The organism is Calidithermus terrae (assembly GCF_003574345.1).
GTDB lineage: Bacteria > Deinococcota > Deinococci > Deinococcales > Thermaceae > Calidithermus > Calidithermus chliarophilus.
Genome location: NZ_QXDL01000073.1, coordinates 1 through 17,942, shown reverse-complemented (window position 1 = coordinate 17,942; position 17,942 = coordinate 1). Strand labels below are relative to the sequence as shown.

19 protein-coding genes and 1 pseudogene are annotated in these 17,942 nt (G+C 67.0%); 10 read left to right on the top strand and 10 right to left on the bottom strand.

What is annotated here, in order from left to right:
* Positions 1-603: PD-(D/E)XK nuclease family protein (locus Mterra_RS09990; protein WP_245971590.1), on the top strand; the 603-nt coding region annotated here is incomplete at its 5' end.
* 260 nt (positions 604-863) lie between these two features.
* Positions 864-2,015, top strand: coding sequence for a serine hydrolase (locus tag Mterra_RS09985; protein WP_147372664.1), 1,152 nt, complete (start codon positions 864-866; stop codon positions 2,013-2,015).
* A gap of 157 nt (positions 2,016-2,172) precedes the next feature.
* On the opposite strand, the gene Mterra_RS09980 is transcribed toward Mterra_RS09985, so the two are convergent.
* Positions 2,173-2,919, bottom strand: coding sequence for a hypothetical protein (locus Mterra_RS09980; protein WP_147372662.1), 747 nt, complete (start codon positions 2,917-2,919; stop codon positions 2,173-2,175).
* Between the two features lie 62 nt (positions 2,920-2,981).
* Here Mterra_RS09980 and speB point away from each other — a divergent pair, with 62 nt between their 5' ends.
* Positions 2,982-3,911 carry an agmatinase gene (gene speB, locus Mterra_RS09975; RefSeq protein WP_119315069.1) on the top strand — a complete coding sequence of 310 codons (930 nt, stop codon included), beginning with the start codon at positions 2,982-2,984 and terminating at the stop codon, positions 3,909-3,911.
* Between the two features lie 338 nt (positions 3,912-4,249).
* On the opposite strand, the gene Mterra_RS23665 is transcribed toward speB, so the two are convergent.
* Both Mterra_RS23665 and Mterra_RS23660 read right to left on the bottom strand, forming a co-directional pair.
* Positions 4,250-4,708, bottom strand: a complete 459-nt coding sequence (locus tag Mterra_RS23665; protein WP_218022918.1) for a tyrosine-type recombinase/integrase — start codon at positions 4,706-4,708, stop codon at positions 4,250-4,252.
* A pseudogene (locus Mterra_RS23660) lies at positions 4,609-4,991 on the bottom strand (site-specific integrase). Before Mterra_RS23660 ends, Mterra_RS23665 begins: the two are co-directional and overlap by 100 nt.
* 147 nt (positions 4,992-5,138) lie before the next feature.
* Between Mterra_RS23660 and Mterra_RS09960 the strand changes: the two are divergent.
* Both Mterra_RS09960 and Mterra_RS09955 read left to right on the top strand, forming a co-directional pair.
* Entirely contained in the window at positions 5,139-5,696 is a 558-nt protein-coding gene (locus Mterra_RS09960; protein WP_119315068.1) for a hypothetical protein, read from the top strand.
* A 118-nt stretch (positions 5,697-5,814) separates the two neighbouring features.
* On the top strand, positions 5,815-6,576 hold the full coding sequence (locus Mterra_RS09955) for a carbon-nitrogen hydrolase family protein (RefSeq protein WP_119315067.1): 762 nt from the start codon (positions 5,815-5,817) through the stop codon (positions 6,574-6,576).
* Positions 6,577-6,857: 281 nt separating this feature from the next.
* Here the strand turns inward: Mterra_RS09955 and Mterra_RS09950 are convergent, their stop codons facing one another.
* On the bottom strand, positions 6,858-7,241 hold the full coding sequence (locus Mterra_RS09950; protein ID WP_119315066.1) for a hypothetical protein: 384 nt from the start codon (positions 7,239-7,241) through the stop codon (positions 6,858-6,860).
* An 11-nt stretch (positions 7,242-7,252) separates the two neighbouring features.
* A complete protein-coding gene (locus tag Mterra_RS22845; protein ID WP_420836697.1) occupies positions 7,253-7,567 on the bottom strand; it encodes a site-specific integrase in 315 nt (104 codons plus the stop codon).
* Between the two features lie 338 nt (positions 7,568-7,905).
* Between Mterra_RS22845 and Mterra_RS09940 the strand changes: the two genes are divergently transcribed.
* Positions 7,906-8,727 (top strand): class I SAM-dependent methyltransferase, encoded by an 822-nt coding sequence (locus tag Mterra_RS09940; protein WP_119315072.1) that lies wholly within the window; start codon positions 7,906-7,908, stop codon positions 8,725-8,727.
* Between the two features lie 152 nt (positions 8,728-8,879).
* On the opposite strand, the gene hutI is transcribed toward Mterra_RS09940, so the two are convergent.
* The 3 genes from hutI to Mterra_RS09925 all read right to left on the bottom strand — a co-directional run bounded on the left by hutI (position 8,880) and on the right by Mterra_RS09925 (position 12,559).
* Positions 8,880-10,127 (bottom strand): imidazolonepropionase, encoded by a 1,248-nt coding sequence (gene hutI, locus Mterra_RS09935; RefSeq protein ID WP_119315065.1) that lies wholly within the window; start codon positions 10,125-10,127, stop codon positions 8,880-8,882.
* Positions 10,128-10,220: 93 nt separating this feature from the next.
* Positions 10,221-11,867: a urocanate hydratase gene (hutU, locus tag Mterra_RS09930; RefSeq protein ID WP_119315064.1), complete on the bottom strand. Its 1,647-nt coding sequence runs from the start codon at positions 11,865-11,867 to the stop codon at positions 10,221-10,223.
* Positions 11,864-12,559 (bottom strand): GntR family transcriptional regulator, encoded by a 696-nt coding sequence (locus Mterra_RS09925; RefSeq protein ID WP_119315063.1) that lies wholly within the window; start codon positions 12,557-12,559, stop codon positions 11,864-11,866. Before Mterra_RS09925 ends, hutU begins: the two co-directional genes overlap by 4 nt.
* Positions 12,560-12,684: 125 nt before the next feature.
* Between Mterra_RS09925 and hutH the strand changes: the two genes are divergently transcribed.
* The gene (gene hutH / locus Mterra_RS09920) at positions 12,685-14,205 is read left to right on the top strand and encodes a histidine ammonia-lyase (RefSeq protein ID WP_119315062.1); all 1,521 of its coding nucleotides are present in this window, start codon (positions 12,685-12,687) and stop codon (positions 14,203-14,205) included.
* Positions 14,206-14,311: 106 nt separating this feature from the next.
* Here the strand turns inward: hutH and Mterra_RS09915 are convergent, their stop codons facing one another.
* Positions 14,312-14,782, bottom strand: coding sequence for an EVE domain-containing protein (locus Mterra_RS09915; protein ID WP_119315061.1), 471 nt, complete (start codon positions 14,780-14,782; stop codon positions 14,312-14,314).
* 67 nt (positions 14,783-14,849) lie between these two features.
* On the opposite strand from Mterra_RS09915, the gene Mterra_RS09910 reads away from it, so the two are divergent.
* The 3 genes from Mterra_RS09910 to Mterra_RS09900 are packed head-to-tail and all read left to right on the top strand — an operon-like array spanning position 14,850 to position 17,287.
* Positions 14,850-15,362: a hypothetical protein gene (locus Mterra_RS09910; RefSeq protein ID WP_147372660.1), complete on the top strand. Its 513-nt coding sequence runs from the start codon at positions 14,850-14,852 to the stop codon at positions 15,360-15,362.
* A gap of 21 nt (positions 15,363-15,383) precedes the next feature.
* Positions 15,384-16,730: an FAD-binding oxidoreductase gene (locus tag Mterra_RS09905; RefSeq protein ID WP_119315059.1), complete on the top strand. Its 1,347-nt coding sequence runs from the start codon at positions 15,384-15,386 to the stop codon at positions 16,728-16,730.
* A 17-nt stretch (positions 16,731-16,747) separates the two neighbouring features.
* The gene (locus Mterra_RS09900) at positions 16,748-17,287 is read left to right on the top strand and encodes a DUF1648 domain-containing protein (protein ID WP_119315058.1); all 540 of its coding nucleotides are present in this window, start codon (positions 16,748-16,750) and stop codon (positions 17,285-17,287) included.
* 95 nt (positions 17,288-17,382) lie between these two features.
* Here Mterra_RS09900 and Mterra_RS09895 read toward each other — a convergent pair.
* The coding region (locus tag Mterra_RS09895) for a prephenate dehydrogenase dimerization domain-containing protein (RefSeq protein WP_119315057.1) at positions 17,383-17,942 on the bottom strand (560 nt) is incomplete at its 5' end.

Genomic DNA, 17,942 nt, shown 5'->3' with positions numbered 1-17,942 from the left:
CACCAAGACCTGGTGGACGGCGGAGAGCGGCCTCGGCGGCCCCGACTTCCCCCGCTACAACCTGCTGAGCTCGAGCCAGCGCTTCGCCCAGGCCGCGCCGGAAGAACGCCTGCAGATCGCCCAGCGCTCGTCCACTACGCCATCGGCCAGAACTGGCGCTTCTCCGACCCCGACCACTACCGCAACCTCGAGGCCCAGGAGGTGATGTTCCCCTTCGACCCCGACGAGCGCCGGGCCATCATGCAGGAGGTGGGCGAGCTGCTGGGGCGCTACGAGGCCCTGCTGGGCGAGGGCTTGCCCTGGCCCCGCGACGAGGACTACCCCGAGTTCCCCATGGCCCTGCCGCTGGGCGACACCGTGTGGCAGGGCGTCATTGACCGGCTTTACCGGGTGGGGGGCCGCTGGATCCTGGAGGACTACAAGACCGACCGCGAGATCGAGCCCGCCCGCTACCACTTCCAGCTCGCCGTCTACCGCGAGGCCATCCGCCAGGCCTGGAAGGTAGACCCCGAGGTGCGGCTGGTGTACCTGCGCTTCGGGGAGATCGTGCCGGTGGGGAGGGGGGAGCTCGAGGCGGCGTTGAGGGAGGTCGGTGGTCGGTAGCCGATAGCCGGGCGCCGGGCGCTAGGCGCGGGTCGTGCGTCGTACGTCCTACGTCATACGCCGAACGCCGAACGCGAGACGCAAGACGCAAGACGCGAGACGCAAGACGCAAGACGCGAGACGCAAAACGCATGTCCTACGTCCTACGTCGTACGTCCTACGCGAGACGCCTTGGCCCTCGACGAACTACACGCGCCCTCTAAACCCGTCCTTCCTCTCTCAGCTAAGAAGCGCCAAAAGGCCGTAGAGTTAGGCCGAACGTGCGGGGATCGGTCTGGACACTGTTGGTTTTGTCGGCGCTGGTCGGGGCTTGGGTGCTGTGGAGCAATTCGGGGAGCAGGGCTCGGCCTGATCTGCCGCAGGCGGCGGAGGTGCTCGAGCAGCCCCTGCCCGTCGGGAGCCCCTGCCTCGAGCTTCCCGAAGCCGAACAGGTGGCGCCGCCAGCGGTGCCCCCGGCCATCCGGGGGCGGGTGGGGCTGTACGTGGCCCGTTTCGAGCCGGGGGAGAGCGAGTTCCGGCCCTCGAAGGTGGTGCAGATCTCCCCGGAGGAAGTTTTTCCGCTGGCCTCGAACTATAAAACCGCCGTGTGGCTCGAGGTGCTGCGCCAGGCCGACCAGGGCAGCCTCGACATGGAGGAGCGCTTCGTGGTCACGCGGGCCAACCAGTCGCTCGGCGGCTACCCCTACGACAACACGCCGGTCCTGGGCCTGGGTTACCGCATGATCGAGCACTCCGACAACACCGCCACCGACATCCTCCACCGCCGCGTGGGCCTAGGCAGCCTGCAACCCCTGGCCGACGAGCTCAAGCTCTGCAAGACGCGCCTCCTGCTACCCACCAAGACCTGGTGGACGGCGGAGAGCGGCCTCGGCGGCCCCGACTTCCCCCGCTACAACCTGCTGAGCTCGAGCCAGCGCTTCGCCCAGGCCGCGCCGGAAGAACGCCTGCAGATCGCCCAGCGCCTCGACGCCATCGCCCAGACCCTCCACCCCGACCGCCTGTACCGGGCCTTCAAGACCTTCTACGCCGGGGGCTACACCTGGGAGCAGATGGCCCAGATCGACCGCAACCTCCAGAACGCCTCCACGCCCGTGGAGTGGGCCCGCTTCCTGTGGGCGGCCTTTGCCCAAAACGGGCTCTCGCCCGAAGCCGACGCGCACTTCCGCGAGGTCATGGCTAAGGGCTACGGCTGGCGCCACCTGCGCGTGCGCTACAGCTACTACGGCGGCAAGTCGGGCAACACGGCCGGGGTGCTGGGCTTCACCGGCTACCTCGAGGCCCCCGACGGCTGCCGCTACGTCTACGTCTTCCTCAGCGACACCATCCCCGAGATTTACACCTTCCACCTTCGCCGCGACGCCTTCAGCCTGATCAACCAGGCGTTGCTGCGGCTAGGGATGGAGGGGAGGTGAGGGAAAAGCGCTCAGCCGTCAGCGCGTGGCCTGTGGTTTACCCCTCCCCGCCGGCGTCGAGGGTCCAGGGCCGGGGGCCAAGACGTCTGGCGTTTTGCGTTTCGCGTACGACGTACGACGCACGACCCGCGCCCGGCGCCCAGCTACCGGCTATGGGCTATCGGCTATCAGCTATCAACCGCACCGGGCACGGCTCAGGCCGGAAGGTCATCTGCACGAGCTGTTGGGCGAAGAGGGGAACCCGGCTGGTGCGGAGCCTTAACTCGACGGCGTAGCGCCGGTCGGGGCTGAGCTCGAGCAGGCAGCGGGTGAGGCTGTAGCCCTCGGCGGCGAACTCGAGCACGTAGCGACCCGGGTCGTGGTAGAAGGTGAAGCCCTGCGGCCGGATCACCGAGCGGTGCAGGGGCTGGCCGTAGGGGGTCTCGAGCGTGACCGTGAGGCTTTGGGGCGGGGCGGCCTCGAAGCTGAGCCGGACGCGCACCTCGGCGGCGCCCCTCAGGGCCTGGGCGCCGGGGGCCAGGCTCGAGCGCTGCCCCGGCGCGGGCAGGGTAGCCTGCAGGCCGCCCAAGCCCGTGTTGCTGGGGTCCGCCGGCAGGGGCGGGGGGGCCTGCCGGGGCACCAGGTTCATGATGGTGGCGAGGATGGCGGTGCCGATGTAGAAGGCGGTCTTGGTGGAGTTGGCCTCGAGGATCAGCGCCAGCAGCGCCCCCAGCACGATGAACAGCCCGGCCGCCAGCAGCGGGCTCACGAAGGCCAGCCCCAAGCTCCCCAGCACCTGCGCGGCCTGGAACACCGTGGAGTTGGTGCGCTGCCCGATCAGGTCGGAGAGCACCGCCACGAAGGCCCCCACCGCCCCCGCCCCGGCCAGGCTCCAGGCCGGTGTGACTGCCGCCGTTCGCGCCATACTTCCTCCTGGTTCCATGGTAGCGCGCCTCCATGAGCCCCGCCGGAGCCTAGAATCGGGGCATGCGCCACCTCGAGCTCGCCTTCACCGGCCCCGCCACCTTCCTCAAGGCCCCCCACCGCCCCCTGAGCGAGCCCTGGACCGCCGACGTGGGCTTTCTGGGCCTGCCCTACGACTTCGCCGTGGGCTACCGCCCCGGCGCCCGCTTCGCCCCGAACGCCCTGCGCGAGGCCAGCGGCCGCTACGCCCCCGGCCCCGAGGGCTACTTCGACCTCGAGACCGAGACCTACCGCCTGGCGGGCGTGAGCCTGGCGGACGCGGGCGACGTGGACCCGGCGCAGCTCGAGTACGCCGAGACCTTCCGCCGCGTCACCGAGGCCGCCCGCGAGCTCAGGAAGCGCGTCCGGCTGCCCGTGTTCGTGGGCGGCGACCACTCGGTCAGCTACCCCGTGCTGCGGGCTTACGACGACCTCGAGGAGCTTTACGTCGTCCAGCTCGACGCCCACCTCGACTTTTCCGACAGCCGCAACGCCACGCGCTACGCCAACTCTTCCCCCTTCCGCCGCGCCGCCGAAGACGTGCCGGGCCTGAAGCACATCACCGTGATCGGCCTGCGGGGCCTGCGCACCAACCCCGAGGCCTACCGGGCCGCCAAAGAGCGCGGCCATACGCTCATCCCGGCAACCCAGGTGCGGCAGAACCTCAGCGAGGTCTTAGCCCAGCTTCCCCAGGGCAAAAAGGTCTACCTCAGCTTCGACGCCGACGTGCTCGACCCCTCGGTCATGCCCGGAACCAGCAGCCCCGAGGTGGAGGGCCTGACCTATGGCGAGGCCATCGCGGTGGTGCGGCGGACGATAGAGCAGAACGAACTCGTGGGCTTCGACTTCGTGGAGCTTACGCCGGGGTTGGACTCGAGCGGCCTTTCGGCACTGGTGGGAGCGCGGCTGCTGGCCGAGGTGCTGGCGGTGTGGGGTCCTGAAATAGCCCTGTAAACAACCCTAACCAAGCGCTGACGCGCTCCGGTTAGGGCTTTCCGAGGGAGGACGACGCAGAGACGACACCCTCAGAATCGGGGCCGGTTTACGACGGCCCCTGCCCATCGAGCCTGCTCTCTGGGCATTGCACATGCCCCGTTCAAAGCCATCCCCCGTAGGGAGTGCGTTCGGGGCGAGCCCTCGGGGTTTTACCCCGGCCGGGCCACGTCGTGCCGGGAACCCCATACCCCGACGGTCAAGGTTCACGGGAAGGATTCTGCCAGAAAGGAGGTGAGCGGGTACGGCGCCCTGACGAGCGCCTGGGGCTATCCATCCCCGACCAAACCCCGGCTTGGTCAGGGTCTCCGCTCCAGACCCCATTCCGATGAATCGAGTGGGCCACGAACGCCCCCTCCACCTCGGTTCAAGGCGTGTGTGTAAACCATGGTGGTTTTAACGTCCTTGTAGCCCAAAAGCTCTTGCACGGTGTGGATGTCGTAGCCGTTCTCCAGGAGGTGGGTGGCAAAGCTGTGACGCATACCCTTCCGCGAGGTCGAGGTCATGCAGGGCTTTAGCGTACTCGAGCTCCTATGCAGCCTATCCACCAGCTTGGCTGGCAACATGGTTTTGCGTTCCCAATCGCCTTTGGTTTCCCGCACCGTGATTTCCCTGCGGGCAAAGTCAACGTCCTTGACACGCAAGCGCAAGCCCTCCATCAGGCGCATTCCAGTTCCGTATAGCAGTGACAAAACCAGATGGTGAACCCCACGGGTATGGGCCAGTATGGCCTGAACCTCTTCTCTGGTAAACACCATAGGTAAGTGCTTGGTTCGTTTGGCCCGGATGGCCTCGATGTTCTCGGGTAGGGGTTCTCGAGTACCGTCTTGTACAAAAACAGCAAGGCTGACAGGGCCACATTCTGCGTCGAGGCCGATACATTCTGGTTGACCGCAAGGTCGGTCAGATAGGCTCTTACTTCCTCTGCCCCATGTCTTTTGGATGCTTTCTGCCGTGGAACCTGATAAAATCGGTGACGCAGTACAGGTACGATTGCTCGGTACTACGGGCTAGATGGCGAACCCTGATGGCCTCGCGCACCGAGTTTAGGAAAGAGGAGGTTTTGGGTGAATAAAACTTTGGTGGTTTATCGGCATTCGCCACTTCGGTATAACTTCTCTCAAGAGAGTGTTATACCGCTGGTGCGGTATAATTACTAGTTAAGCGTCAGGGGAGGTATCGCCGCGCATGTTGAAGGAGTCTGAATTGCTCTACGCGCTCATTGTCGGGTGCGAGATCACTTTCTGGGTCATCTTGGTGCTGGCGCTTGCAGTTCGGTATCTGCTTCGAAGAGAGCGCGTGAGCCGCATACTCCTCATGTGCCTACCTGTGGTTGACCTGCTGCTCATCACCTTCACGGCCGTAGATCTCCGGAGGGGCGCTACACCTGCATTCGCCCACGGACTCGCGGCGGCCTATATCGGCTTCACCGTTGCCTTTGGAGGCATAGCCGTACGTTGGGCGGACGAGCGCTTTGCACATAGGTTCGCCGCCGGCCCAGCGCCCTCGCAGGCTCCGTCCCGCGGATGGGCGCTTGTCCGCTACGACCTGCTTCTGTGGGTCAGGTGCATCGGGGCTGCGGTCATTACAATGGCGCTTGTGGAAGTGCTGGCGTACTTCAGCGGCAATGCAGCTGCCGCTGAGCCGCTGCTCGCTTGGCACAAGCACGCATTTGGCGCTGTCGTCGTGTGGTTTATCTTCGGACCTGCGTGGAGCTTGGCAACGGCGTGGCGCCCTGTGCGCTGACGCCTAACAATTCGTCCAAGCCGACGCCGCTTCGCGGCGCGGCTTAACTCAGGTGTTAGCCCGCGCGAGCAGTGCCTGTCGTGTGAGCTGAGCGTCATACCGTCTAAGGGGTTCGGATATGCGTGTCGCCCTTGCTATCCCCAGCGTTACACCGCATGTCGATAAGAACGTCCAAAAGATTTGCGACTTTTCGGCACAGGCCGCTCGGAATGGCGCGACAGCCGTTTTCTTTTCCGAAGCCGCGGTCACGGGCTTCATCAACACCGGCGATCCGCTCTACGATAGGACACTCGGGTACACGGTGCCGGGCCGGATCACGGCCCAGATCGGCCAAGCCGCCCGGTCACTCTCTCTCTGGGTCGGCATCGGCGTGTTTGAGCAAGACTCCGGGAAGCTGTACGACACTTATGTTGTTCTGTCGCCACAGGGGACGATCGAAACAAAATATCGTCGTATAGACAACCACTGGCACCATTGGCACAGTAGACCGTGCAACGACATGATCTATGCAGAGGGGGAGCAGATCTCCGCAAGCCGTTTGCCCATCGGCACGACCACCTATCTGCTCTGCGGCGACCTCTTCAACGATGCCGCGCTCGAGCAGGTCGAACAACTCCACCCCGACTGGCTAGTCGTGCCAATGGCGCGAGGGTACGACTCAGAAGTCTCCACGGCGGGGCAGTGGTACGCCCAGGAGCGCCACTGCTACGTCGAACGATCTCGAGCGGCGGGGGTGAATCTCCTCCTCGTCAACCAATTGGCGAACTGGGACGCGAACTTCACGTACTTCGGCGGTGCGATGGCAGTTACGAAAGAGGGTGTCATCCTGGGTGAATACCCTCTCGAGCAAGAAGGAATCCTGTATATCGACATCGATTGAGCGTAACCCCTTTTTTTAGGTTTACCTCTTTCACGGCATTCTCTACAGGTTACGGGCGAGTTCCTGAACCCTATTGATGTCCTTGGCATTGCCTGGACTCGAGCGGGCTGAGTTCACTGGTAGGGGCACGGTTGTTGGCCGAGACGTTATGCCGCTGGGTATAAGCCATCTACCGTCGGGTCAGATTTCACGCGGCTCCCGCCAACCTCATGCACATGCCTGACGCTCGACGGAGAGGCCAGGCATGCTCGGCGATCCAGAAAGTCTGTAGTAACCGTGCCCTAGCTCATAGCCACGATAGCGCTGCTGGCGAGCATGACCATCACTACAGGAAACCATATCGCGCGTTCACGGCGGCTAGGGGTGATGTAGTTTGCCAGCGCCCCGGCGGTGCAATAGGCGACGACGACCCAGACCAAGTAGCTGGAGGCAGCCATGATCCCAGAAAAGGCGATCCCGGCGCGGGCAAGCACCACCGCCGCGAAGGCGGCGAGCAGGATTGCGGAGACGACCGGGATCGGGCGTACTGGGTGCGGCAGGGCACCACGGTATCTGCCCCCAAGGGTGAACTCCCCCCAGGGGGCGCCGGCGGCGAGGGCTACTTGAAATGCCACGACCCCAAGGGCCAGTACGGCGAAGAGGATAGCTGCGAAGGTAGTGAGCATGAGGTTGGGGGCTATCGCCGCGAGGCGGTTGACTCCGGCTCGGGCCAGGCTTTAGCCCCGCCAATATACACTGATCGGACCGGCGTATTACCCCAGCGGTAGAGGGCCTCGAGCGCCTTTATCGAGTCCACCACAACATTCTCGATGCCAGGCAGGTTAACCTTCAGCACCTGGTAGTGAAGGAAGAGCAGCGCCAAGAGGGTTACGTTTTGGGCGGGTGCCGCCACATTGCCCTCGGTAGCCAGATGGGACAGATAAGCCCGGATTTCCTCGACCCCCATCTCTTTGGGATGGCGCTTGCCGTGAAAGCGAATGAAGTCTAATATTAGTAGACATACGAAGCTTTTGTACGGCGACTCATGTGCTCGAGGCGAAGAACACTCCGGACCTCGTTGAGGAAGGGGGAAGTTTTGCGCGAATACCTCTTTTGGCTATTAAAAACATCCGACACGCCAAATAACATCCTAATAAAGGGTGTTATGCGGCAGAGTTAATCGCTAGTTGGGCGGCCGTCTCGCGTCCGTCGTGCAGCAAATCAGGTCCACCTTCGTCTACCACCATGGGCGGGCCGCAACCTGCATCGCGCTGGACGAAGAATGATCAGTCGCACGTTGATATAGGCGATACACTCGGCGTATTGATACCTGATTCGAAGGAGGTCGCCATGGCATCTCAGCTTCCCAGTCCTGCTGAAATGTACGAGCTGTTCTATGGACCTGGCATCTTCCAGCCCTTGACCGCTGTGCTTGTCGAGTTCGCCGCGCCAAAGCTCGGCGAGCGTGTGCTGGATGTGGCCTGCGGGACGGGCCTGGTCGCGCGGCACGTGGCACCGCTGGTCGGAGCCGCCGGCAAGGTGGTGGCGGTGGACATCAACCCGGCGATGCTGGCTGTCGCGCGCAAGCAGCCCATACCGGACGGAGCGGTGATCGAATGGCGGGAAGGTGACGCCGTCACGATCGATCTTTCGGCCGACGAGTTTGACCTCGTGCTCTGTCAGCAGGGCCTCCAGTTCTTCTCCGACCCGGCGGCGGCGCTCCGGCGTGTCCATGCGAGCCTCGTGCCAGGTGGACGGATCGCCCTCGCCGTGTGGCAGGGGATCGAACGGCAATCCCTGTTCGCGGAGTTTGCCGAGATCGAGGCCCGACACCTTGCGCCGCTTGGTGTGAGCTACGATGACCTCGTCGCCCCGTTCTCCTTGGGTGATGCCGACCACCTGCGCGTTCTGCTTGAAGGCGCCGGCTTTGCGCAGATCGAGGTGGTGGCACATGCGATCAATGCCCGTTTCCCGTCGCCCGAAACCTTCGCCCGCAAGATGGAAACGGCCTATGCTGCCGTGATCCCCGCGTTTATTGAGGATCCAGCAGCGTTCGATACCTTCGTGGATGCGGTTGAACGGGAGACCCGCGAAGTGGTGCAGCGCTACTCGCGCGGCGACACGTTGAGTTTCACCATGCCTACCAACCTCGCCGTCGCGCACGTTGCGTAGCTGACGTACATCGGCTATTTGCGGGACACCAGACAGCCGCCTAAGAACTGCGGCCCGATGCCGGTGGTTTTCCCGACGGGCCCTTCGAGCCAGGGTTCACGCTCGAGATCGACCCGTTCTCCCGTGAGCTGCCCCAGCGTTGGGTGACCCAGTCAGAGAGGTAGCCCTGCCGAGGTCCTAGCCATAGCATGGTTCCCACCAATATAAACGGAATGGATCGGAGTATGGCCCCAGCGGTAGAGGGCCTCGAGCGCACTCCCTGAGTCCACCACCACGAAATCGGCCTGCGCTCCCACCTCAATCCTCCCCAAATCCTCCCTCCCCAAGGCCACAGCCGCGTTCTCGGTGTGGGCGATCAGGGCTTCCTCGGCGCTGAGCCGTCCCAGGCTCATGGTGAGCTGCATCCCCAGCCAGGGGCTGTAGAGCGGGCTCGAGCCGGGGTTGTGGTCGGTGGCGATGGCGACCCTCACGCCCGCGTCCCACATGGCCCGCGCGTCGGGGAAGGGCTTGCGGAGGATGACCGCCGCGCCCGGCAGGACGGTGCCCACCGTGCCGACGCGGGCCAGGGCCTGCCAGTCGCCCGGGGTGGACTGCTCGAGGTGGTCTGCTGAGAGCGCCCCCAGTTCCGCTGCGAGCTTGGTAGCCCCGGTGTGGGCGATCTGCTCGGCGTGGAGCTTGATCTTCAGGCCGTGGGACAGGGCGGCCTCGAGGATGGTCCGGGTTTCCTCCAGCGTGAACGCCCCCTGGTCGCAGAAGACGTCCACGGCCTCGGCCAGCCCGCTACGGGCCACCTCGGGGATGAGCTCGGCGGTAAACATCGCCACGTACCTTTCCCGCTCCCAACCTCCCGGCACCACGTGGGCGAGCAGGGTGGGGAAGACGCGCTGGGGCAGGGTTTCCCCCAGCCGACGGATCACCCGAAGCATCTTGAGCTCGGCCTCGGGCTCGAGGCCGTAGCCGCTCTTGACCTCGAGGCTGGTCACGCCCTGGGCCAGGAAGAGGGCGGCGCGGGCGGCGGCCAGCTCGTAAAGCTCCTCCTCGGAGGCTGCAGCCGTGGCCCGCACCGTCGAGTAGATCCCGCCCCCGGCGGCCAGGATGGCCTCGTAGCTCTCGCCCCGGGCGCGCTGCAAATACTCGCCAAGCCGGTCGCCGCCGTAAACCAGATGAGTGTGGGCGTCCACGAGGCCCGGCACCACGCCTAAGTACCGGCGGACGCCGGGGGCCGATGGCCCTTCACTGCGCCCGCCTAGGTCGGTGCGGGGCCAGCCCCGGTATTCCTCCGGCAGGTCGGCCTCGGCCCCGACCCAGACAAAGCGCCCGTCCTGCACCGCGAGGGCGGCGCGCTCGAGCCTTTCCCGCGGCGTGTAAAGCTCAGCGATGCCCGTAAATACCTGTTTCATTCGACCCCTCGCGCGAGTGCCCGCGAGTCTCCTCGGACTATCGGGCCCGTCGTGGCTATCGACCATCGACTATCGACGGCTTCTGAAGGAAGCCTACTTCTCCCACCCCGCCAGGTCGAGGCCGCGTTCCCTCGCTACTTCCTTCGCCGAGTCGTAGCCCGCGTGGGCGTGGCGCATGACGCCGGTGCCGGGGTCGTTGGTGAGGACGCGCTCCAAGCGGTAGGCCGCTTCCTCCGAGCCATCCGCCACCGTGACCTGCCCGGCGTGGAGGCTGTAGCCCATGCCCACCCCGCCGCCGTGGTGGAAGCTGACCCAGGCCGCGCCCGAGACCGCGTTCAAGGCGAAGTTCAAGAGGGGCCAGTCGGCCACGGCGTCGGAGGTGTCCAGCATGGCCTCGGTCTCGCGGTAGGGGGAGGCCACCGAGCCCGCGTCGAGGTGGTCGCGCCCGATGACGATGGGGGCCTCGAGTTCTCCCTTCCGCACCATCTCGTTGAACAGGAGCCCGGCCTTGTCGCGCTCCTTGTAGCCCAGCCAGCAGATGCGGGCCGGGAGGCCCTGGAACTTGAACTTCTTCACGCCCTCGGTGAGCCAGCGGGAGAGGCCCTCGTCCTCGGGGAAGAGCTCGAGCACGGCCTGATCGGTCTTGTAGATGTCCTCAGGTCTGCCGGAGAGCGCCACCCAGCGGAAGGGGCCGCGCCCCTCGCAGAACTGGTCGCGGATGAAGGCGGGCACGAAGCCGGGGTAGCTGAAGGCCTCGCCGAAGCCGCCGAGCTGGGCGAAGGCGCGCAGGTTGTTGCCGTAGTCGAAGGCCACCGCGCCGCGCTTGTGCATCTCCACGATGGCGGCGCAGTGCCGGGCCATCGCCTCGAGCACCCGGCCCCGGTAGCCCTCGGGGTCGGCCTTGCGCAGGGTGTTGGGGTCTTCGTCGGCGTGCAGGACGGGGACGTAGCCGTAGAGGGGGTCGTGGGCGCTGGTCTGGTCGGTGACGAGTTCGGGGGTGAAGCCCCGGCGCACCATCTCGGGCAGGACCTCGGCGGTGTTGCCCAACAGCCCGATGGAGAGGGGCTCGCCCCCCTGCTTGGCCTCCTCCGCCAGCCGCAGGGCTTCGTCGAGGGAGTCGGCCCGCACGTCGAGGTAGGCGGTGTCCAGGCGGCGCTGGATGCGCTCGGGGTCAATCTCCACGCAGATCGCCACCCCGCCGTTGAGCGTCACGGCCAGGGGCTGGGCCCCGCCCATGCCGCCCAGCCCGCCGGTGACGGTGACGGTGCCCTTCAGCGAGCCGCCGAAGTGCTTGCGGGCCGCGGCGGCGAAGGTCTCGTAGGTGCCCTGGAGGATGCCCTGGGTGCCGATGTAGATCCAGCTCCCCGCGGTCATCTGGCCGTACATCATCAGGCCCAGGCGGTCCAGGCGGTCGAACTCCTCCCAGGTGGCCCACCGGGGCACGAGGTTGGAGTTGGCGAGGATGACCCGGGGGGCCAGGGGCTGGGTCTTGAACACCCCCACCGCCCGGCCCGACTGCACCAGCAGGGTTTCGTCGTTCTCGAGGCGATCGAGCACCCCCAGGATGCGCTGCAAGTCCTGGGGCGAGCGGGCCGCCTTGCCGCGCCCGCCGTAGACGATGAGCTCTTCGGGCCGCTCGGCCACCTCGGCGTCGAGGTTGTTCAAGAGCATGCGCTTGGCGGCTTCCTGGATCCAGCCTTTGGCGGTTTTGGCAGGGCCTCGAGGGGCTTTGTAGGTCATGGGCGTTCTCCTTGGGGCGTGAAGGTGTCTTCGAAAAAGTAGCGGTCCCCGCGCATCAGGTACTCGACCCAGGTCACGGGGGTCTGTAGGGTGTAGGTCACGCGCTCCAGCCGTAGCCCCGGCGCCCCGGCGGGCTGGGCGAGCAGGGCGGCGACCTCGGGATCGAGCGCCACGGCCTCGAGGCGCTGCCACACCTTGGTCAGCGGCAGGCCGAGCGCGTGCACCAGGATGTCGTGGAGCGACTCGGCGGTGAGGTCGTGCTCCAGCACCGCGCCGCAGCGGCGGGCGTCGAGGTAGCGGGTCTCGAGGATCACCGGCTCCTCGTCCAAAAAGCGCAAACGCCGCACGCAGAGCGTGTCGGGGGTGCCCAGCTTCTCGGCCACCTCGGCGGGGGCGGGCCGGGGCTCGGCGGCGAGCACCTGGGTCCGGGGCACGGCCCCCTGCGCGGCGGCGAACTCGTAGAAGGGCCGCACCCGCAGCGAGCCCTGGCTGAAGCGGCGCCGGGCGGGGAAGCTGCCCTTGCCCTGCTGCCTCGAGAGGTAGCCCTCGCGCTCGAGCTCCTGCAAGGCCCGCCGCGCGGTCATGCGGCTGACGCCGAAGCGCTGGGAGAGCTGGTTCTCCGAGAGGGGAAAACCGGGCTGGGGCTTGGCGAGTTCGCGCAACACCGCTTCCTTGACCTGGAGGTACTTCACAAGGGAACCTCTTTCGACCCCGTAAACGGGTTTTCAGGGCATGAGGGTTACGGTTTGGCACGCCGGGGGTTTACGGGGACCCCTCACAGGTTGTATATACAACCTAGCGTGAAGCGAGGTCAAGCATGGTCGAACTGGATGCGGGGGTGAGCCTCGAGGCCTTCGGGCGTGTGGTGCGCGGGGGCGAGCCCGTCAGGCTCGCGCAGGCCGCGCGGGAACGGGTGGCCCGCTGCCGGGCCTTCGTGGACGAACTGGTGGAGAAGGGGGCGCCGGTCTACGGCCTCAACACCGGCTTCGGCAAGCTGGCGACGGTGCGGATCGCGCCGCAGGACCTCAGGCTCTTGCAGCGCAACCTGCTGCTGTCCCACGCCATCGGGGTGGGGGAGCCCTTCGCGCCCGAGGTGGTGCGGGGGATGCTCCTGCTGCGGGTGCAGAGCCTGGCGATGGGCTACTCCGGGGTGCGAGTGGTGGTGCTCGACTACCTGACGGAGTTCCTCAACCGGGGCGTCACCCCGGTGGTGCCCTCCCAGGGCTCGGTGGGGGCTTCGGGCGACCTGGCCCCCCTGGCCCACATGTGCCTGCCGCTGATGGGGGAGGGCGAGGTGGAGTACCGGGGGCAGGTGCGCCCGGCGGGCGAGGTGCTGCGGGAGCTGGGGCTGGAGCCCCTGGAGCTCGAGGCCAAGGAGGGTTTGGCCCTCATCAACGGCACCCAGGCCATGGCCTCGCTGCTGGCCCTGCTGCTCCTCGACAGCGCGACCTTGCTCAAGAGCGCCGACCTGGCCGCCGCCATGAGCGTCGAGGCCCTCAAGGCCAGCCACCGCCCCTTCGACGAGGCGGTGAGCCGCCTGCGCCCCCACCCCGGCATGGCCGCCACCAGCGCCAACGTGCGCAAGCTCCTGCACGACTCCGAGATCATGCGCTCGCACATCGACTGCGACAAGGTGCAGGACGCCTACAGCCTGCGGGCCGTCCCCCAGGTGCACGGGGCCAGCCGCGACGCGCTCGCCCACGTGCGGGAGGTGGTGCTGCGCGAGATGGTAAGCGTCACCGACAACCCGTTGGTCCTCCCGGACGAGGCCCGCACCCTCTCGGCCGGCAACTTCCACGGCCAGCCCCTGGCCCTGGCCGCCGACTACGCCGGCATCGCCCTGGCCGAGCTCGCCAACATCTCCGAGCGCCGCATCGAGCAGATGCTCAACCCCTCGCTCTCGGGCCTCCCGGCCTTCCTGGCCGAGGGGAGCGGCCTCAACTCGGGCCTGATGATCAGCCAGTACACCGCCGCCGCCCTCGTGAGCGAGAACAAGGTGCTCGCCCACCCGGCCTCCGTGGACTCCATCCCCACCAGCGCCAACCAGGAGGACCACGTCTCGATGGGCACCCACGCCGCCCGCAAGGCCCGCGCCATCTACGAGAACGTGCTGTGGGTGCTCGCCATCGAGCTCGCCTCCGCCGCCCAGGCCCTCGACTTCCACGCCCCGCTGCGGCCGGGCAGGGGCGTGGAGGCCATCTACCGGCGCATCCGGGAGGAGATCCCGCACCTCGACCGCGACCGCTACCTCAAGCCCGAGCTCTCGCGCCTGCGGGAGCTGATCCGCTCAGGGACGCTGGTGCGGGTGGCGGAAGAGGCGGTGGGGGAGATGGTTTGAGGGGGGCGTGGGCCGGACGCAGGACGCGGGTCGTGCGTCGTACGTCCTGCGTCGTACGCCGTACGCGAGACGCCCTGGCCCTAGACCCTCGACGAGCCACGAGCCTCTAAGGTGAGCCGACGGCTTCCCCGGCCAGCTCGAGGATGCGACGTGCGGCTTCCTCGCTCACCGGCATTACGGAGAGGCGGTTGCCGCGCCGTACCACCCACAGCTCGTCGGGGGTGAAGGTCTGGCGCAGGGTCTCGAGGCTTACCATGCGCCCGAAGCGCTGGACGAACTCGACCTCCACCGTCCACCAGCGGGGCTTTTCCGGCTGGGCGGCGGGGTCGTGGTACTCGCTGTGCGGGTCGAACTGGGTGGGGTCGGCCACGCCGGTGCGGACGACCCTGCACACGCCCACGACGCCCGGGGGCTCGGTGCTCGAGTGGTAGAAGAAGGCCAGGTCGCCCGGCTGCATGGAGCGCAGGAAGTTGCGGGCTTGGTAATTGCGCACCCCGTCCCACAGGCTGCGGTGGATGCGCTCGAGGTCGGCGATGCTGAACGCGTCGGGTTCGGACTTCAACAGCCAGTACGCCATAATGCCAGTCTAATGTTGCCAAAGACGGGCCTAACCCATTTCTTATGTAGGTTGCTACCCTGAGAGTATGAGAAAACTTTGGTTAGCATTCCCGTTGGCCCTCCTCCTCGCAGCCTGCACCATTACCATCGACATAAGCCAAGGCCGAATCCCTGGGCTGTATGTCAAGATTCTCGGTTATGAGACGGAGTATCAAGACAGCAAGGGGCGCTCGTACATCTGCGACAACACCTTCACCACCGGGCGCTACAACTTCCGCTTCGAGGGCGACCTCGACCGCTGGGAGTCGGTGTTCGTGGGCCAGACCACGGGCGAGCGCAGCACGGTGAGCACCTACGTGTACGGCGACAACACTTACGTCGAGAACCCGCCCGGCTACATCCAGGTCAACTTCGCCTTCGGCCCCGGGACCGCGCCCTACCTCGTCGGTGGCCAGCAGATGTCCAAGATCGTGGTGGTGCCCACGCCCAACATCATCGGCTACACCCAGCTCGAGCTCACCTTCTACAACTCGGCGGGCAGCTCGGGCAAGGTGCTCCTCAAGGGCATCCCGGTCATTGACAACTGCCCCAACCCTTGAGCGCGCGGCTAGACTGAGGGGGTGAAGCCGCTAGCTCCCCTGCTCGAGCGCCTGAGCCGCCGCAAGGTCCTCACCGACCTGCCGCAACGCCAGCTCTACCGCTACGACGCCATCGCCGTCGGGGAAACCCCGGCGGCGGTCGTGTTGCCCGAGACCACGCAGGACGTGGTGGAGGTGGTGCGCTTCGCCAAGGCGGCGGGCCTGCCCGTGGTGGCGCGGGGGGCGGCCAGCGGGTTATCGGGCGGGGCGGTGCCGGTGCGGGAGAGCCTGGTGGTGGCGTTCACCAAGATGACGCGCCTCGAGCTCGACCCCGTCCGCCGCATCGCCATCGCCCAGCCGGGGGTGGTCACGGCGCAGATCAGCGAGCGGGCCAGGCCCCACGGGCTGTACTACCCGCCCGACCCCGCCTCCTTCCGCACCAGCACCCTGGGCGGCAACCTGGCCGAGAACGCGGGGGGCCCGATGTGCTTCAAGCGCGGCGTCACCGGCGACTACGTGCGCGAGCTCGAGTTCGTGGACGCCGAGGGCGAGGTGCACCGCCTCGGCCGCGAGGCCTACGACCTGCCGGGGCTGCTCATCGGCAGCGAGGGCACGCTGGGCCTCATCACCGAGGCCACGGTGGGCCTCGAGCCCCTCCCCAAGCACACCCGCACCCTCATGGCCCACTTCGCCGAGGTGGGGCAGGCCGCCGAGGCCGTCTCCAAGGCCATCGCGGCGGGGGCGGTCCCGGCGAAGCTGGAATTCCTCGACCAGGGCTGCATCCGGGCGGTCGAGGACTACTTGCACCTGGGCCTGCCGGTGGACGCGGCGGCGCTGCTGCTCGTGGACACCGACGGCGACGACCCCGAGGTGGTGGCGGAGGAGCTGGAGTGGGTGGCGCAGGCCTGCCGCGCGGCGGGCGGGGCGGTGCGGCTGGCGCAGAGCCCCGCCGAGGCCGCCCAGCTCTGGCAGGCGCGGCGCTCGGTGTCGCCGGCCATCGGGCGCATCCGCTCCAAGCGCATGAACGAGGACATCGCGGTGCCGCGCTCGAGCCTCCCCGCCGTGGTGCGCGAGATCGAAGCCCTGGGCAGGCGCTACGGGCTCCCGCTGGTGCAGTTCGGCCACATCGGCGACGGCAACCTGCACCCCAACATCCTCTACGACCCCAAGACCGACCCCGAGGAGCGGGTGTGGGAGCTGGCTCACGAGGTCGCGCGGGTGGCGCTGCGCCACGGCGGGGTGCTCTCGGGCGAGCACGGCATCGGCCTGATGAAGCGCGAGTTCATGAGCGAGGCGGTGGACGCCCAGACCCTCGCCATCCTCTGGGACGTCAAGCGGCGCTTGGACCCCGAGGGGCGGCTGAACCCCGGGAAAGTCCTTCCGGAGTAGGGGAGTATCCTGGAGCCATGCTCAATTGGCTGTTGGCCGCCCTAGACCTGCTGCTCTTGCTCGGTCTGTGGGGGTATGGCCTGCTGGCTTATGAGAGGCTCCCCGATCGGATTCCCACCCACTTCGACCTTCAGGGCAACGCGCTGGCGTGGGGGCCGAAGTCGAGCCTGCTCCAAGTTCTCCTTATCTTCAGCGGACTCGCCGCTTTTATCGTTGCCCTTTCGGCCCTGACCTTGCGGGACGCCCGCCTCGCCTGGCTGAACGTCCCGCACAAGGACCGGCTGCTCTGCCTCCCCCCGGCGGCCCGGCAGGAGGCGCTGTCGGCGGTGTGGGGCTTCCTGTGGGCGCTGCTGCTGGCGGTGCTGCTCGTGGCCTGGCTGATCACCTGGATGATAGCCCGCTACGCCCACGGCACCCCGTTGCCGGGCGGCTTGGTGATCGCCGGGTGGGTGCTCATCCTCGCCTATCTGGTGCTCCTCGCGAGCCTTCTGGGGCGCAGCTTGCAGGGGGTGCTCGAGCGGCTCGAGGACAAGCAGGGGAGAGGCCGGGCGACCTAGCCTTAGTGGATGGGGCGAGAAGAAGGATACCCCTACGTCCGGTGTCTTGCGTTTGGCCTTTGGCTATCAGCTATCCGCTATCGACACTCCCGCCATCACCGCACCCGGTAGCCGATGTTCTCCAGAATCCGGCGGGCCGCTTCGCGCTCCTCCGCCGAGGCGAAGCCCATGCGGATGGCCCCGCCCTCGTCGCGGATCGCCAGCACCTCGAACTGCTTGATGTTGATGTAGGCATCGCCCAGGGCGTTGGAGATTTTGGCGATCTGGCCGGGCTTGTCGGGCACCTGCACCACCAGCTCGTGCAGGGTGGGGAGCAGGCTGCGCTTGACGATGGGCAGCGAGTCGCGGGTGCGCTTGGCGGCCTGGGCGGCCCCCAGCAGCTCCTCGGGCGCCTCGAGCAGCTCCTCGAGCTCGGCCAGCACCGCTCTCAGCTCCTCCACCGCCTCGCGCAGGGCCTCGCGGTTGCTCACCACCATGTCGCGGCTCATGCGCGGGGAGCCCGAGGCCACGCGGGTCAGGTCGCGGAAGCCCCCGGCGGCCAGGAACATCAGCAGCTCCTGGTGCTCGTCGCGGGCCACCATGCGGTTGAGGGCCACGGCCAGCAGGTAGGGGAGGTGGGAGATGCGGGCCACCAGCCGGTCGTGGAGGGCGGGGG